17 protein-coding genes are annotated in these 14019 nt (G+C 68.9%); 9 read left to right on the forward strand and 8 right to left on the reverse strand.

Translation table 11 applies throughout. The features are described from left to right. The first annotated feature begins 73 nt into the window (after positions 1-73). Positions 74-733: an ankyrin repeat domain-containing protein gene (locus GON04_RS14970; protein ID WP_157398877.1), complete on the forward strand. Its 660-nt coding sequence runs from the start codon at positions 74-76 to the stop codon at positions 731-733. A 186-nt stretch (positions 734-919) separates the two neighbouring features. Here the strand turns inward: GON04_RS14970 and GON04_RS14975 are convergent, their stop codons facing one another. Beyond that, positions 920-1357 (reverse strand): Cd(II)/Pb(II)-responsive transcriptional regulator, encoded by a 438-nt coding sequence (locus GON04_RS14975; RefSeq protein WP_157398878.1) that lies wholly within the window; start codon positions 1355-1357, stop codon positions 920-922. A gap of 75 nt (positions 1358-1432) precedes the next feature. On the opposite strand from GON04_RS14975, the gene GON04_RS14980 reads away from it, so the two are divergent. The 7 genes from GON04_RS14980 (at position 1433) to GON04_RS15010 (ending at position 7451) form a co-directional block, all read left to right on the forward strand. Then, positions 1433-2065 carry a cation efflux transmembrane domain-containing protein gene (locus GON04_RS14980; protein ID WP_157398879.1) on the forward strand — a complete coding sequence of 211 codons (633 nt, stop codon included), beginning with the start codon at positions 1433-1435 and terminating at the stop codon, positions 2063-2065. A 190-nt stretch (positions 2066-2255) separates the two neighbouring features. Further along, positions 2256-2969 (forward strand): c-type cytochrome, encoded by a 714-nt coding sequence (locus GON04_RS14985; RefSeq protein WP_157398880.1) that lies wholly within the window; start codon positions 2256-2258, stop codon positions 2967-2969. After that, positions 2966-4264, forward strand: a complete 1299-nt coding sequence (locus GON04_RS14990) for a c-type cytochrome (protein ID WP_232533131.1) — start codon at positions 2966-2968, stop codon at positions 4262-4264. The genes GON04_RS14985 and GON04_RS14990 overlap by 4 nt, the downstream gene beginning before the upstream one ends. An 8-nt stretch (positions 4265-4272) precedes the next feature. Continuing rightward, on the forward strand, positions 4273-4452 hold the full coding sequence (locus GON04_RS14995) for a hypothetical protein (RefSeq protein WP_157398881.1): 180 nt from the start codon (positions 4273-4275) through the stop codon (positions 4450-4452). Next, the gene (locus GON04_RS15000) at positions 4449-5030 is read left to right on the forward strand and encodes a cupredoxin domain-containing protein (protein ID WP_370530008.1); all 582 of its coding nucleotides are present in this window, start codon (positions 4449-4451) and stop codon (positions 5028-5030) included. The genes GON04_RS14995 and GON04_RS15000 overlap by 4 nt, the downstream gene beginning before the upstream one ends. Further along, positions 5017-6639 carry a cbb3-type cytochrome c oxidase subunit I gene (locus GON04_RS15005; protein WP_181653593.1) on the forward strand — a complete coding sequence of 541 codons (1623 nt, stop codon included), beginning with the start codon at positions 5017-5019 and terminating at the stop codon, positions 6637-6639. Before GON04_RS15000 ends, GON04_RS15005 begins: the two co-directional genes overlap by 14 nt. Then, complete coding sequence (locus GON04_RS15010; RefSeq protein WP_157398882.1) at positions 6639-7451, forward strand: c-type cytochrome; 813 nt, start codon at positions 6639-6641, stop codon at positions 7449-7451. The genes GON04_RS15005 and GON04_RS15010 overlap by 1 nt, the downstream gene beginning before the upstream one ends. On the opposite strand, the gene GON04_RS15015 is transcribed toward GON04_RS15010, so the two are convergent. Together GON04_RS15015 and GON04_RS15020 are read right to left on the reverse strand one after the other, a co-directional pair. Further along, entirely contained in the window at positions 7448-8161 is a 714-nt protein-coding gene (locus tag GON04_RS15015) for an RES family NAD+ phosphorylase (protein ID WP_157398883.1), read from the reverse strand. The two genes, GON04_RS15010 and GON04_RS15015, sit on opposite strands and share 4 nt — an antisense overlap. After that, on the reverse strand, positions 8158-8541 hold the full coding sequence (locus GON04_RS15020) for an antitoxin Xre/MbcA/ParS toxin-binding domain-containing protein (RefSeq protein WP_181653594.1): 384 nt from the start codon (positions 8539-8541) through the stop codon (positions 8158-8160). The genes GON04_RS15015 and GON04_RS15020 overlap by 4 nt, the downstream gene beginning before the upstream one ends. Before the next feature lie 386 nt (positions 8542-8927). Here GON04_RS15020 and GON04_RS15025 point away from each other — a divergent pair, with 386 nt between their 5' ends. Next, positions 8928-9161 carry a hypothetical protein gene (locus tag GON04_RS15025; RefSeq protein WP_232533132.1) on the forward strand — a complete coding sequence of 78 codons (234 nt, stop codon included), beginning with the start codon at positions 8928-8930 and terminating at the stop codon, positions 9159-9161. Positions 9162-9175: 14 nt separating this feature from the next. On the opposite strand, the gene GON04_RS15030 is transcribed toward GON04_RS15025, so the two are convergent. The 5 genes from GON04_RS15030 to guaA form a co-directional block, all read right to left on the reverse strand. Next, the gene (locus GON04_RS15030) at positions 9176-10093 is read right to left on the reverse strand and encodes an LD-carboxypeptidase (protein WP_338050975.1); all 918 of its coding nucleotides are present in this window, start codon (positions 10091-10093) and stop codon (positions 9176-9178) included. Beyond that, complete coding sequence (gene tadA, locus GON04_RS15035; RefSeq protein WP_181653595.1) at positions 10090-11463, reverse strand: tRNA adenosine(34) deaminase TadA; 1374 nt, start codon at positions 11461-11463, stop codon at positions 10090-10092. Before tadA ends, GON04_RS15030 begins: the two co-directional genes overlap by 4 nt. A gap of 5 nt (positions 11464-11468) precedes the next feature. Next, positions 11469-11702 carry a hypothetical protein gene (locus GON04_RS15040; RefSeq protein ID WP_157398885.1) on the reverse strand — a complete coding sequence of 78 codons (234 nt, stop codon included), beginning with the start codon at positions 11700-11702 and terminating at the stop codon, positions 11469-11471. 1 nt (position 11703) lies between these two features. Then, a complete protein-coding gene (locus GON04_RS15045) occupies positions 11704-12327 on the reverse strand; it encodes an FMN-binding negative transcriptional regulator (RefSeq protein ID WP_157398886.1) in 624 nt (207 codons plus the stop codon). 75 nt (positions 12328-12402) lie between these two features. Beyond that, a complete protein-coding gene (gene guaA, locus GON04_RS15050; protein ID WP_157398887.1) occupies positions 12403-14016 on the reverse strand; it encodes a glutamine-hydrolyzing GMP synthase in 1614 nt (537 codons plus the stop codon). Between the last annotated feature and the right edge of the window lie 3 nt (positions 14017-14019).

Raw genomic sequence — 14019 nt, forward strand, 5'->3', positions numbered from 1 at the left:
GTTCATGAACTGTTTTCCCTATCTACCTATCACAGATGAGATTTTTGGCTAAGCGTCGCTTAAGGTCGTCAAGATGAAGAAGTACTTGAAGTTGTCGCTGTATCTGGCTGTCGTGCTGCAGGTTTCTGCGGCGCTGGCCGGGTCGTACGACGATTTCTTCGTGGCCATCAAGCGCGACGATCCGTCCACCATCAAGGCGCTCCTGCAGCGCGGGTTCGACCCCAACACGCCCAGCCCGGACGGCCTGCACGGCCTGTTCCTGGCCTTGCGGGAGCCGTCCCTGAAAGCCGCCCAGGCCATCCTGGCGTCGCCGCAGACCAACGTGGAGGCACGCAACGCCCAGGACGAGAGCCCGTTGATGATGGCGGCCCTCAAGGGCCAGACCGAGATGGTGCGCCAGCTCATCGCGCGCGGCGCCGACGTCAACAAGCCGGGCTGGGCGCCGCTGCATTACGCGGCCACCAGCGGCCAGCTGGAGATCATGGACCTGCTGCTGGAGAACCATGCCTTTATCGATGCGGAGTCGCCGAACGGGACCACGCCGCTGATGATGGCGGCGATGTACGGATCGACCGCGGGCGTGAAGCTGCTGCTGGACGCCGGCGCCGACACCGCGATGAAGAATCAGCTCGGGATGACGGCGAGCGACTTCGCGCTGCGGGTGGGCCGGCAGGATGCCGCCGACCTGATCGCCGCCCAGATCCGCAGCCAGAAGCCGAAGGGGACCTGGTGAGCGGGATCCAGGCTGCCGGGACCTAGACTGGGCTGGGCCGGCCGGGTAAAGGCTCCCCGATGAGTTGATCCATCTAGGTAGATACGATGTGCATTATGTAAAATCACGATCGCACGTCCCTAGGGCCAACGGGCCGCTGCCGGAGCCGCTCGCGCTTGGAAACTGCCCTCCTGACAGCTTTGACTGCTACGGCAATTTCGTCGCCGGCGCATGACAAGCGCACGCGTGCTGTTCGGCCGCCGACATGAACGATTCCAGGATGGCGCACGGGTGCGAGGAGTCGCCGTCGCAGGTCTTGCGCAATGCCACCAACTGCTTCTCGAGCGCCCTCAACGCCTGGATGCGGTTCCTCACCAGCGCGATGTGCCCGTCCAGGAGGCCGTCGACCGCGCTGCAGGACTGGTCAGGCGCCGCAGCAAACGCCAGCAGCTCCCGCACCTCCGGGAGCGGAATGTCCAGCGACCTCAGGTGCCGAATGAAGCTCAGCCGAGTGAGGTGGCGCTTGTCATAGATGCGGTAGCCCGACGAGGTTCGCGCAGGCTCTTCGAGGATGCCCTCCCGCTCGTAAAACCGCACCGTCTGCACATCGCAGCCAGCTTGGGCGGCAAGTTCGCCGATCTTCATGGAATCCCCATCGCTTGACCCTCTACCTGCTACAGGGTTTCCAATCGTCCCACAAAGACAAACCCCTGGCTCCCGATGTCCTCAAGCTGCTGCTCCAACTCTTCCTGTTCTGCACCGACGGTCGACCCGCGGTATCGCAAGGCCCTGTGGGTCGCACTGGGTCTGAACGCCCTGATGTTCATCGTGGAGCTCGGCGCTTCCTGGAGCTCCGGGTCGGTCTCGCTGATGGCCGACTCCATAGATTTCTTCGGAGACGCGGCCAACTATGGCCTGTCCCTCTTCGTGCTGGGCATGGCATCCACCGTGCGGTCTCAGGCAGCCCTGTTCAAGGCCACCTGCATGGGCGCGTTCGGCATCTTCGTCCTGGCTCGCACGCTCTGGAGCCTGCAGGCTGGCACTGCGCCGGAGCCGGCGACCATGGGCATGGTCGGCTTTGCCGCTCTGGCGGTCAACGCCGGCGTGGCGCTCATGCTGTACCGGTTCCGGACTGGTGACGCGAACATGCGGTCCGTCTGGATCTGTTCGCGCAACGACGCGCTCGGAAACGTGGCTGTCCTGCTCGCCGCGTGGGGCGTGTTCGGCACCGGCAGCGCCTGGCCAGACCTGCTGGTCGCCGCCGTCATGGGCGGCCTCGCCCTGACGGGGGCCTGGACTGTCCTGCACCACGCTCGAGCTGAGCTTCGACACGCCACAAGTCCACAAGGCTGACCCTTGTTGGCGGGCCGCCGCCAGCGATCCTGAGGCGCCGGAAAAGCGTGGTGACCTGAACGGTTGGCACCATCAGCTCGCATCCGGTGGCAGCCCGCAGAGCCAGGACATGCGGCCGCCCGGGCATTCGCGTCTCCACGAACGCGCGCAGAAGCCCTATGCTCGGCGTCCCTCCCCGGGCACTTCCACCATGACCAGGTTGCAGGTGGTTCTCATCGTCGGACTGCTGGCGGCCCTGCCTGGCATCGGCTCCGCGCAGTCCGATGCCGTGCCCGCGTTCAAGGACGTCGATTCGATCGAGGCGCGGGTCCAGGGTTGCGTGACCTGCCATGGCCAGAGCGGCCAGGGGACGAACAACGGCTACTTCCCGCGCATCGCAGGCAAGCCGGCGGGCTACCTCTATAACCAGCTGGTGGCCTTTCGGGACGGGACACGGCGCTACCCGCCGATGAACTACTTGCTGGCCTACCTGCCTGACAGCTACCTGCGGGAGATGGCCGAGCATTTCTCGAAACTGCGGCCGCCGTTCGCGCCCAGGGAAGCCGCGGCTGCCGACGCGAGCGCCACCGCCCGCGGCCAGGCGCTCGCGACTGCAGGCGATGCGGGCAAGGGCGTCCCGGCCTGCGTTGCCTGCCATGGGGCCGGACTGACCGGCATGGAACCGGGGATTCCCGGACTCGTGGGCTTGCGCGCGACCTACATCGTAGCCCAGCTCACCCGCTGGCGGGTCGGCGAACGGCACGCCGCGGAGCCCGACTGCATGAAGCGCATCGCCAGCCGGCTGTCCGACACCGACATCACGGCCGTCGCCGCGTGGCTGTCGCAGCAGGCGGCCCCCAAGGATCCGTCGCCCGAGTCGTCCAACCTCGTGCGCATGCCTTTGGCCTGCGGGAGCCAGCGATGACCCGCCAGGGCCTGCTCGTGCGCATGGTGCTCGCGCTGGTGGTCCTGCTGGCCCTGGGCACGACGGTGCTGTTCTGGCTGCGGCCGGGCGAGCTGCCGGGCCAGCCGGGCGGCGCCGCAGCCCCGAACGCGACGACCCAGGTGATCAACCGCGGCGAGTACCTGGCCCGCGCCGGCGACTGCGTGGCCTGCCACACCGAACCGAACGGCAAGGCGTTCGCCGGCGGCCGTGCAATGCCGACGCCCTTCGGCGCCCTGTTCGTCCCCAACATCACTCCCGACGACGAGAGCGGCATCGGCAAGTGGAGCCCGGACGAGTTCTACCGGATGATGCACACCGGCGTCTCGCGCGACGGCACCCTGCTCTACCCGGCGATGCCGTTCGCCTCGTACACCAAGGTCACGCGGGCCGATTCGGATGCCATCTACGCCTACCTGATGTCGGTGCCGCCGGTGCGGCAGGCGAACCGGCCGCACGAGTTGAAGTTCCCGTTCAACAACCGCGACCTGCTGCTGGGCTGGCGGACGCTCTATTTCAAGGAAGGCGAATACGTCCCGGACCCGCGGCAATCGGCCGAATGGAACCGCGGGGCCTACCTGGTGCAGGGCCTGGGGCACTGCGCGATGTGTCACACCGCCATCAACGTGCTGGGTGGCTCCAGCGAGTCGCGGGCCTTCGAAGGCGGGATGATCCCCAACCAGAACTGGTACGCCCCCTCGCTCACGTCCAACCGGGAGGCCGGCCTGGGCAACTGGGACATCAAGGACATCACCGACCTGCTGCAGGTGGGCGTCTCGCATCGGGGAACGACCTACGGGCCCATGGCGGAGGTGGTCTACAACAGCCTCCAATACCTCACCGACGAGGACGTGCGGGCCATGGCCGTGTACCTGAAGGCCCTACCCCAGCGCGACTCGGAGCCGCCGCCCACCAGCCAGGCACGCTTGGTCAACCCCGCCGTGATGGAACTGGGGCGCAAGGTCTACGCAGCCCAGTGCGCGATGTGCCACGGCGACGAGGGCAAGGGGCACCCACCGGCCTTCCCGCCGCTGGCCGGCAACCAGTCGATCACGATGGCCTCGCCGGTGAACTCGATCCGCATGGTGCTCAACGGCGGCTACGCGCCGGGCACCCGGAAGAACCCGCGGCCGCATGGCATGCCGCCGTTCAGCCACATCCTGGGCGACAACGAGGTGGCGGCCGTCGTCACCTACATCCGGGTGGCCTGGGAGAACAGCGGCACGCCCGTCACACCTGCGCAGGCGAACGACCTGCGCAAGCTGCTACCGGAATGAAGGCGCCCATGGCGGACACCGACACCGAATCCGAACGGCAGGACGCCGACGATCGCCGGGTGGATGAGATCGTGGGCGCGGGCCCGTCGGGCGCCTTCGCCGTCGCCGGCGTCGCCACGGCCATCGTGGTGGCCCTCTACGTCATCTTCTACCTGGTCGTCTACTTGCCGCGGGGCGCCGTCCAGTGAGCGCCACCCTGCCCCCCTCGCCTAGCGACGGCCACGCCTCCGAAGCCATCGCCGTGGCCGCCGAGCGCCGCTGGGCGTGGGTGGTCATGGCCATCACCGCGCTGCTGGTGCTGGTGATGGTGGTCACCGGGTTGCACTGGGCGGCGATGCCGCCCTCACGGGTCGAGACCATCGACGTGCGCACCGTGCACATCAAGGGCGAATTCGTCGAGTCGAACCTGGGCACGACGCTGGGCGCGGACGGCAAGGTGGTGGTGCGCCTGATCGCGCAGCAGTACTCGTTCGAGCCCCAGTGCATCGTCGTGCCGGCCGACATGCCCGTGACCTTCCGGGGCACCGCCACCGACGCCATCCACGGCTTCGTCGTCGGCCGCACCAACGCCAACACCATGCTGATCCCGGGCTTCGTGGCCACCTTCACGACGACCTTCCGGCGCACCGGCGAACAGCTGATGCCCTGCCACGAGTACTGCGGCACCGGGCACGAAGCCATGTGGGGGCGCGTGCAGATCCTGCCGCCCGAGGAGTTCCTGTCCAAGGCCCGCGGTGGCGAAAGGTTGAGCTGTGTTCAACGCTAGGAAGCTGGTGCTGGCGCATTTCTCGGTCGCATTCGTCGCGTTCCTGGGCGCGCTGGCGCTCGGCGCCTGGCAGATGTTCGTGCGCAGCCCGCTGTCCGCCTGGGTCAACAACCCCGAGCACTACTACCGGTCGGTGACGGCGCATGGCACCGTGATGGCCTACGTGATGCCAACCCTGGTCGCGATGGGCTTCGGCTACGCCGTGACGGAGCTGGCCCTGAAGCGCCCACTGGTCGGGATGCGTTGGGCCTGGGCCGGCTACTGGCTGGTGATCGCCGGCACCGTCCTCGCGGCGGTCACCATGGGCATCGGCAAGGCCTCGGTGCTGTACACCTTCTATCCACCGATGCTGGCCAGCCCGCTCTACTACATCGGCGTGGTGCTGGTGGTCGTCGGCTCCTGGATCTGGGTGGCGCTGATGTCGATCAACCTGCGCGCCTGGAAGAAGGACAACCCGGGCGTGGCCGTGCCGCTGGCGATGTTCGGCAACGTCGCCGGCGCCTACCTCTGGGCCTGGACGTCGCTCGGCGCGGCGATCGAGGTGCTGGTCCTGATCCTGCCGGCCTCGCTGGGCCTGACCGACACCATCAACGCCGGCCTGGCGCGGGTCTTCTTCTCTTGGACGCTGCACGCCATCGTGTACTTCTGGCTGATGCCGACCTACATCGTGTTCTACACCATCGTGCCGCGCGCCATCGGCAGCCGCCTCTACAGCGACACCATGGGACGCGTGGCCTTCGTGCTGTTCCTGGTGTTCTCGATGCCGATCGGCATCCACCATTTGTTCGCCGACCCGCAGGTCGGCGCCGGGTTCAAGTTCGTGCACGCGGCCATGACGGCCATGGTGTCGGTGCCGACCCTGCTGACGGTGTTCACCATCGTCGCCTCGGTGGAGATCGCCGGGCGGCTGCGCGGCGGGCGCGGGCCATTCGGTTGGGTCAAGGCGCTGCCCTGGGACAACCCGATGATGCTGGCCGTCACCTTCTCCTTTGTCATGCTGGGCTTCGGCGGCGCCGGCGGCATCATCAACATGAGCATGCAGCTCAACGAGACGGTGCACAACACGCAGTGGGTCACCGGGCACTTCCACCTGATCTTCGGCGGCGCCATCGTCCTGATGTACTTCATGGCGGCGTATGAACTCTGGCCGCAACTCACGGGGTGTGCGCCCCTGCCCGCGAAGCTCGTCAAGGCCCAGGTCTGGAGCTGGTTCATCGGCATGATGGTCCTGTCCATGCCCTGGCACCTGGTGGGCCTGCTGGGCGCGCCGCGCCGCATGGCCTACTACGACTACACCCACCCTGCCCTGCAGCCGCAGGCCTGGACCGTGACCATGTCGGCCATCGGCGGCTTCATCCTGCTCGTCTCGGGCATCCTGCTGGTGTACATCCTGGCGACGGCCTCGAAGCGCCGGGCAACCGTCGTCGAGCCGTTCACCTTCAGCCGGGCTGCGCATCCTGCGGCCCGCACACCCGCTGCCCTCAACAGCTTCGGCCTCTGGATCGCCATGATGATCGGCCTGACGGTGGTCAACTACGGCTACCCCATCGTGCAGCTGGCCTCGCTGAAGGAGGCTTCGGTGCCCGTCATCCCGATCGGGAGCCGCTGATGCACGAGGCGGGTCCGTCTTCCTGGCGCAACCCCTGGATCCGGTGGAGCGTCGTGTCGCTCGTGACGCTCACCGTGCTGTCGGTCCTGGTGGGCTTCGTCTGGTTGCCGTCGGTGCACGGTGACTTCACGGCCCAGGGGCTGTGGGCCAGCATCTGCCGGGCGGCGGGCGTTCCGTCGACATGGGGCGGGACCAGTCCCGCCGGGGCCGCCAACGTCCCGCAGGCCACGAATGTCGTGCTCGAGCGCAGCATGGTCCGCGCCGCCGGGTCGACCGCGGTCGGCCGCGGCGCGACGCTGGCCCTGAACTGCACGATGTGCCACGGGGCACAAGGCATGAGCGGTTCGAGCGCGCCCAACCTGGCCGGCCAGTACCCCGAGGTCGTCATCAAGCAGCTCGAAGACTACAAGGCCGGCAAGCGCGCCAGCCCCATCATGGAGGCGCTGGCGAAGAACCTGTCCGAGCGCGACATCGCCGACCTGGCGGCCTATTACGCCTACCTGCCGAAGGCCCGTACGGCGCCGACCACCTACGACGAATCGCTGCCGGCGCTGGTGCGCGTGGGCGCGCCGCTGCGCAACATCGCTCCCTGCATCTCCTGCCACGGCGGCGTCGACCAGAAGCTCGGCGCGCCCTGGATCGAGGGCATGCCCAAGGACTACCTGGTGGCCCAGCTGCTGGCATTCCGCAAGGGCGAGCGCCGCAATGACTCCCAGGCCCAGATGCGCAACGTGGTGCGCGCCATGACGGATGCCGAGATCGACGAGGTGTCCGCCTTCTACGCCCGCAAGGCGAGCGCCGGGGAACGCTAGTCCTGCGCCGGCAGGAACTCCAGCCGGTCCGGTCCATGGACCAGCAGGACCCGTTCGGCTGTCGTCTTGCAGATCCAGGTCTGCTGCGCGTCCGGCCGCTCGAGCCGCAGGCACGCCGGATCGAACACGACCTGGCACAGGCCCGCTTCACGCCGCGCGGACTCGTAGCGGATGGCGGCGGCGGCAGGCGGTTGCCGGCGGCGCACGGCACGCGCCAGGTCCTGGCAGGCGCCATAGTCCCGCGGATGCCGCCAGGCCGGCCGGTTCTCCGCCCAGGGCGCAACGGTCAGGTCGAGCTCGGGGCCGCTGAACGTGGCCAGGAAGAACGTGTGCTCGGTCACCAGTTGCTCGTCGCGCAGCCCGTCGGAGTCGGTGAAGAACCGCCAGCGCCAGTAGGCCAGCTCGGCGGCCACCGTCTCGGGGTCGTCGGCGCCGTACCAGGCACCCGGCTCGTCGGCACTGCGGAACCGCGAGGGCCAGGGCGACGCGTAGCGGAACGGCGTGGCCAGCAGGTAGGGCAAGCCGGCGCAGCCCGGTGGCAGGGGCGGCTTGCTGGCCTCGAGCACCTGTTCCAGCAGGTCCTGCTCGTGCAGGTCGTCCACCAGCCGCATGGTGGCCACCTGGTGCTGGGCCTCGACGCCCCGCCACAGCTCGCGCCGGACGGTGGCTGCGGAGCCGAACCAGGCGGCGTCCCACCCGCCGGCCGTCATACGAGCGCGCGGGCGCCGTCGAGGTAGCGGACCACGCGGGTCAGGCCGTCGACCGTCTCGATGGCCTCGCGCGGGCTCTGGTTGAAGGCCTGGTTGTAGGTCGTCATCCAGAGCCGCCGGTGGCGCTCGCTGTTGCCCACCAGAGCATCGAGCGAGCGGTACACCCGCACCAGCAAGGCGGCGAGTTCCGCCGGCTTGCTGCCGAGTTCGAACTGGCGTTCGCCGGCGGCCATGCGCGACACGGTGGCCTGGCTGACCCCGACCACCTTGGCCAGGGACGCGCGACTGAGCCCCAGCAATTCGGCCGACCGCAGGCTGGCCTTGGTCAACACGGCAGCGGCGGCCGCCGTGTCGGCGACGGGTGCGAGGAGTGTGGTCACGGCCGGTTCCTTTCCATCGCAATTATCGGCGCGACTTCTTTCTGTGGCAAGTCACCCCCTGGGCGCTCCCAGCGACGGTGCCAAGGCGCCAACGGCCCACCGGAACTAGGTGAGAACCCGCAAGGAAACGCAGCCTTGGACGTTTCGTTACCAACTTGTCGGGTCACCGAGGGAGTCGATGTGAATTCCGTCACTTGATCGGCTTGCCTCAGCCGTCGACTGCACCTACCTTGTCACTTCTGTTTGCAGGATTGTTCGGCCGGGAACAAAAAGGACACATGCGCTGGCTCAAGTCACCCCTAGGCAGCATTTACGGCCTTCTGGGTCACCCCCAAGAGCCGAGCCAATCGACGCTGGACTGCGGCATCGAGGACATCCGCGAGTCCATGCTGGACCTGCTGGATGACACCGGTCCCAAGCGCTTTCCCCAGCTGACGCGCCGCATCCGCTATGCCGGGGACATCCAGGGCCTGTGGTACCTGCGCGGCGACCTGATGGGCGCCCTGGCGGCCATGCACGGCGAAGTCGTGGCCCGCGAGCGGATCGAGGCCATCACCGATCTCTTCCAGGGCCTGCTGCCCGGCAGCCTGGCCTCCCGCCCCAGTCCGCTGGTCGGCTGACCGGCCCGCGCCGGTCAGTGCCGGTGCCCCCACAGCACGAAGGCGTCCCGCCCCTCCACCGCCAGGTGCACCTTGGCCCCGACGGGCAACAGCACCTTGGTCGGAACGTGCCCGAACGGCAGCCCGGTGAGCACGGGCGCCTTGACCTGCGTGCGCAGCCAGTCGATCACGGTCTTGAGCCGGAAGCCCTTGTCGTGCGGCACCGGCTTGTAGTTGGTGAAGTGGCCGAACACGATGGCCTTCTGCTGCCCCAGCACGCCCGCGTAGAGCAACTGCGTGAGCATGCGCTCGACCCGGTAGGGGTGCTCGTGCACGTCCTCGATGAACAGCACGCCGCCCTTGACCTTGGGCAGCCAGGGCGTGCCGGCCAGGGTGGCCAGGATGGCCAGGTTGCCGCCCCACAGCACGCCCTCGACGGTGCGGAAGGTGTCGCTGCGCTCGGCCGCCGGCAGCTGCCAGCCGGTGCCCTCGCCCTGGCCGCTGGCCAGGTCGTCGAAGCAGGCCTGCATGATGTCGTCGGGATCGCCCTCGACCCCGAAGTCCTCGCCGATCGCCGGGCCGGCCCAGGTGACCCGTCCGGTCTCGGCGAGCACCGCGGACTGGAAGGCCGTGAAGTCGCTCAGGCCGACGAACCGCGTGCCCTTGTCGATGGCCTTGGCCACGGCCTTGTAGCGGATGCGGGGCAGCAGGCGGGTGAGGCCGTAGCCGCCGCGCGTGATGATCGCGATGTCGGCGCCGCTGGCGCAGGCCCGGTCGATGGCGGCCAGCCGGGCCTCGTCGTCGCCGGCGAACCGCATGTGGGTGGCGAAGGCCGCGGTGTCGACCTCCACTTCGTGGCCCATGGCGCGCAGCCGCTGGATGCCGCGCCGCACGGCGGGCTTGTCGCGAACGGCGCTGGACGGGGAATAGATATAGATGTGCTGCTTGGTCACGGGCGGAAGTATCCCACCGCCCTCCTCGCGATCGGCTCGCCGTGCTCCTGCACGAAGTGGCCGGCCTCGTCGAGGATCATCGGTTCGGGGCAGCCGCGGATGTCGGTCCGCAACGCTTGCATCACGGGCAAGCCCAGCACCGGGTCCTGCCGGCCGATCGCCATCAGGCTGCGGCCGTTCCAGCGTTCGCGCCAGAAGTCGCGGGCCGCGCGCGAGACCGCGGCGCCCTCGGCATCGGGCGCGTCCGGCACCAGCGGGGGAAAGGCGCGCAGGGCCGCGCGATGGCCGCGATCGGGGAACGGCGCATCGTAGGCGGCGCATTCCTGCGGCGTCATCTGCGGGTTGCCGCGCGCGAACAGGCGGCCCACGTCGAACTCGGGGTTGCGGGCGCACATCTCGCGCCAGGCCAGGAAGCCGGGCGACAACGATGCGTCGCCGGTCGCCAGGAGGGTGTTCATCACCAGCAGGCCGCGATAGCGCTGCGGCGCCTCCATCGGCAGCGTCAGTCCCAGCAGCCCGCCCCAGTCCTGCACGACCAGCACGACGTCGCGCAGGTCGAGCCGCTCGACCAGGTCGAGCAGCACCTGCCGGTGCCAGCCGAACCGGTGCGCGGCCTGCTTCTTGGGCTTGTCGCTGCGCCCGAAGCCGGGCAGGTCGGGCGCGACCACGCGGTGCCCCTCGGCCAGGAACACCGGAATCATCTTGCGGTACAGGTAGCTCCAGGACGGATTGCCGTGCAGGCACAGCCAGGTGACGGACGCGCCCGCCGGGCCCTCGTCGAGGTAGTGCAGGCGCAAGCCGGCGAGCGACGGCAGGTCGCTCACGTAGCGCGGCGACCACGGATACCCCGGCAGGTCGGCGAAACGCTCGTCGGGCGTGCGGACGGCGTCCTCGCGCACGGGCTGCATAGCCACGCGCGCCTGCGCCCGCCGGGAGGCGAAGAAGTCCGCGAGCAGGCGGCCGCAGTCGTCGGCGAGCACCCCGCCTTCGACCTGCGTGCGGTGGTTCAGCCGCCGCTCGGCGAACAGGTCGAGGACGGAGCCGGCCACGCCCGTCTTGGGGTCGTGGGCGCCGAACACGACGCGGCGCAAGCGCGCATGCAGCATGGCGCCGCTGCACATGGCGCAGGGTTCGAGGGTGACGTAGAGGTCGCAGCCGTCCAGGCGGTAGTTGCCGACCGCCTCGGCCGCCTCGCGCAGCGCCATGATCTCGGCGTGGGCGGTCGGGTCGTGGGCGCCGACCGGCCGGTTGAACCCGCGTCCGATGACTTGCCCGTCGCGCACGACCACCGCGCCCACCGGCACTTCGCCGGCCGCTTGCGCCTGCCGCGCCTGTTCCAGCGCGAGCCGCATGAAGGCCGGATCGTCCACGGCGGCTACTGGTTGTCGCCCGGCACCGTGCGCGGCGCCGCCTGCATCAACGCGTCGACGGACTGCCGGACCTGCTCGACCTGCTGCCGGGGCGGGCCGGAGGGAACCGGCGCACCGGCCACCGCGCTGGCCGCCGGCGCGCTCGCGGGCGCGGCCACGGTTGTCAGCTGCTTCTTCGCCAGCAGGCCGACGATGACGACCGCCACGAGCAGGCCCGCCAGGCCGAGGATTGCGCGCATCTCAGTGACCCTCCACCATTCCGAGGCGCTCCATCCAGCCGGCCAGCGCCCTCTCCTGCTCGCCGCCGGCGGCGTAGGCCGCGTGCTGCTTCGCATGGGCTTCGGGCCGGTGCTGGTTGAGCTTGATCTTGCATTGCAGGTCGGTCACGCGCAGTTCGAAGCCCACGATGCCGGCCAGCATCTTGCGGGCGAACCCGGGATCCAGCCCCTGCCACTGCTGCGCGTATGCGGGTTCGTGGACGCCGATCAGCTTCTTGAGCAGGGCATCCTTGCCGTCCTCGTCCTCTACCAGCCGGGCCTGGACGGTGCAGTGCACCGCCAGGTAATTCCAGGTCGGCACCCGCTGCAAATCGGGATAGACCTGCGGCGAGAGGTAGGCATGCGGCCCCAGGAAGGTGGCGACGGCACGCGGGCGCGCCTGCAGGTGGCGCCACTGGGGATTGGGCTTGGCCACGTGGCCCCACAGCACCAGCCCGCCCGCGCCCGCCTCCGGGTGCAGCGGCAGGTGGGTGACGAACGGCAGGCCGTCGTCGTCGCACGTGATCAGGCTGGCGAAGGGGTGCGCGCGCATCAGGGCGACGGCGGCCGCCTGGTCCTTGGCCACGAACTGCGGGGGCATGTACATCGCGGATCTCCTCGTCCGGACTGTAGCGCCCCGGCGGCGGCGCACCGGCGCCGTTTTCGCATCACGGTGATGCGTTCACTCCCACTCGATCGTCGCGGGCGGCTTGCTCGACACGTCGTAGGTGACGCGGTTGATGCCGCGCACCTCGTTGATGATGCGACTGGACACCTTCTTGAGCAGCGCGTAGGGCAGCTCGGCCCAGTCGGCCGTCATGAAGTCGCTGGTCTGCACGGCCCGCAGCGCCACCACGTAGTCGTAGGTGCGGCCGTCGCCCATGACGCCAACGCTCTTGACCGGCAGGAAGACCGTGAACGCCTGGCTGGTGAGGTCGTACCAGGTCTTGCCGGTGTGCTCGTCGCGGAAATTGCGCAGTTCCTGGATGAAGATGTCGTCGGCACGCCGCAGCAGGTCGGCGTACTCCTTCTTCACCTCGCCCAGGATGCGCACGCCCAGCCCGGGGCCCGGGAACGGGTGGCGGTACACCATCTCCGGCGGCAGGCCCAGCGCCACACCGAGTTCGCGCACTTCGTCCTTGAAGAGGTCGCGCAGCGGCTCCAGCAGCTTGAGGCCGAGTTGCTCGGGCAGGCCGCCGACGTTGTGGTGGCTCTTGATGGTGACGGCCTTCTTGTTCTTGCCGCCGCCCGACTCGATGACGTCGGGATAGATGGTGCCCTGGGCCAGCCAGGCCACGTGGCGCGAGTGGGTCTGCTTGATCCTGGCCGCCTCGGCCTTGAAGACGTCGACGAAGAGGCCGCCGATGATCTTGCGCTTGGCCTCGGGGTCGCTCACCCCGGCCAGCTTGCCGAGGAACAGCTCGCTGGCGTCGACCCGCACCACCTTGGCGTGCAGCTTGCCCGCGAACATGTCCATCACCATGTCGCCCTCGTTCAGGCGCAGCAGGCCGTGGTCGACGAAGACGCAGGTCAGCTGGTCACCGATGGCGCGGTGGATGAGGGCCGCGGCCACGGAGGAATCGACGCCGCCGGACAGGCCCAGGATCACCTCCTCGTCGCCCACCTGCTCGCGGATGGCCGCCACTGCCTCGGCGATGTGGTCGCGCATCACCCAGTCCGGCCTGGCCTGGCAGATGCCCAGGACGAAGCGCTCCAGGATGGCCCGGCCCTGCACCGTGTGCGTCACCTCGGGATGGAACTGCACCGCGTAGAACCGGCGCGCCTCGTCGGCCATGCCGGCGATTGGGCAGCTCTCGGTGGAGGCCATCAGCTTGAAGCCGGGTGGCATCTCGACGACCTTGTCGCCGTGCGACATCCAGACGTCGAGCATGCCGTGGCCTTCCGCGGTGGTGCGGTCGGCGATGTCCTTGAACAGCGCGGTGTGGCCGCGGGCGCGCACGGAGGCAAAGCCGAATTCGCGCTTGTGGCCGCTTTCCACCTTGCCGCCCAGCTGGTGCGCCATGGTCTGCATGCCGTAGCAGATGCCCAGCACCGGCACGCCCAGCTCGAAGACGGCCTGCGGGGCCTTGTCGGTGGTCTCCTCGTAGACGCTGGCGTGGCTGCCGGACAGGATGACGCCCTTCAGGCGGCCATCGGCCGCGTAGTCACGGATCCAGGCGTCGCTGACGTCGCAGGGATGGACCTCCGAGTACACGTGGGCTTCGCGCACGCGGCGCGCGATCAGCTGCGTGACCTGGGAGCCGAAGTCGAGGATGAGGATCTTGTCGTGTTGCATGTG

This window comes from Ramlibacter pinisoli (assembly GCF_009758015.1).
GTDB lineage: Bacteria > Pseudomonadota > Gammaproteobacteria > Burkholderiales > Burkholderiaceae_C > Ramlibacter > Ramlibacter pinisoli.

Bases quoted from the DNA above. Each gene is read 5' to 3' on its own strand.
- GON04_RS15045 (WP_157398886.1), bottom strand. From the start codon at position 12,327: ATGTACATGCCCCCGCAGTTCGTGGCCAAGGACCAGGCGGCCGCCGTC.
- GON04_RS15010 (WP_157398882.1), top strand. From the start codon at position 6,639: ATGCACGAGGCGGGTCCGTCTTCCTGGCGCAACCCCTGGATCCGGTGG.
- GON04_RS14985 (WP_157398880.1), top strand. From the start codon at position 2,256: ATGACCAGGTTGCAGGTGGTTCTCATCGTCGGACTGCTGGCGGCCCTG.
- GON04_RS15015 (WP_157398883.1), bottom strand. From the start codon at position 8,161: ATGACGGCCGGCGGGTGGGACGCCGCCTGGTTCGGCTCCGCAGCCACC.
- GON04_RS14995 (WP_157398881.1), top strand. From the start codon at position 4,273: ATGGCGGACACCGACACCGAATCCGAACGGCAGGACGCCGACGATCGC.
- GON04_RS14990 (WP_232533131.1), top strand. From the start codon at position 2,966: ATGACCCGCCAGGGCCTGCTCGTGCGCATGGTGCTCGCGCTGGTGGTC.
- guaA (WP_157398887.1), bottom strand. From the start codon at position 14,016: ATGCAACACGACAAGATCCTCATCCTCGACTTCGGCTCCCAGGTCACG.
- GON04_RS15025 (WP_232533132.1), top strand. From the start codon at position 8,928: ATGCTGGACCTGCTGGATGACACCGGTCCCAAGCGCTTTCCCCAGCTG.
- GON04_RS14975 (WP_157398878.1), bottom strand. From the start codon at position 1,357: ATGAAGATCGGCGAACTTGCCGCCCAAGCTGGCTGCGATGTGCAGACG.
- GON04_RS14970 (WP_157398877.1), top strand. From the start codon at position 74: ATGAAGAAGTACTTGAAGTTGTCGCTGTATCTGGCTGTCGTGCTGCAG.
- GON04_RS15040 (WP_157398885.1), bottom strand. From the start codon at position 11,702: ATGCGCGCAATCCTCGGCCTGGCGGGCCTGCTCGTGGCGGTCGTCATC.
- GON04_RS14980 (WP_157398879.1), top strand. From the start codon at position 1,433: ATGTCCTCAAGCTGCTGCTCCAACTCTTCCTGTTCTGCACCGACGGTC.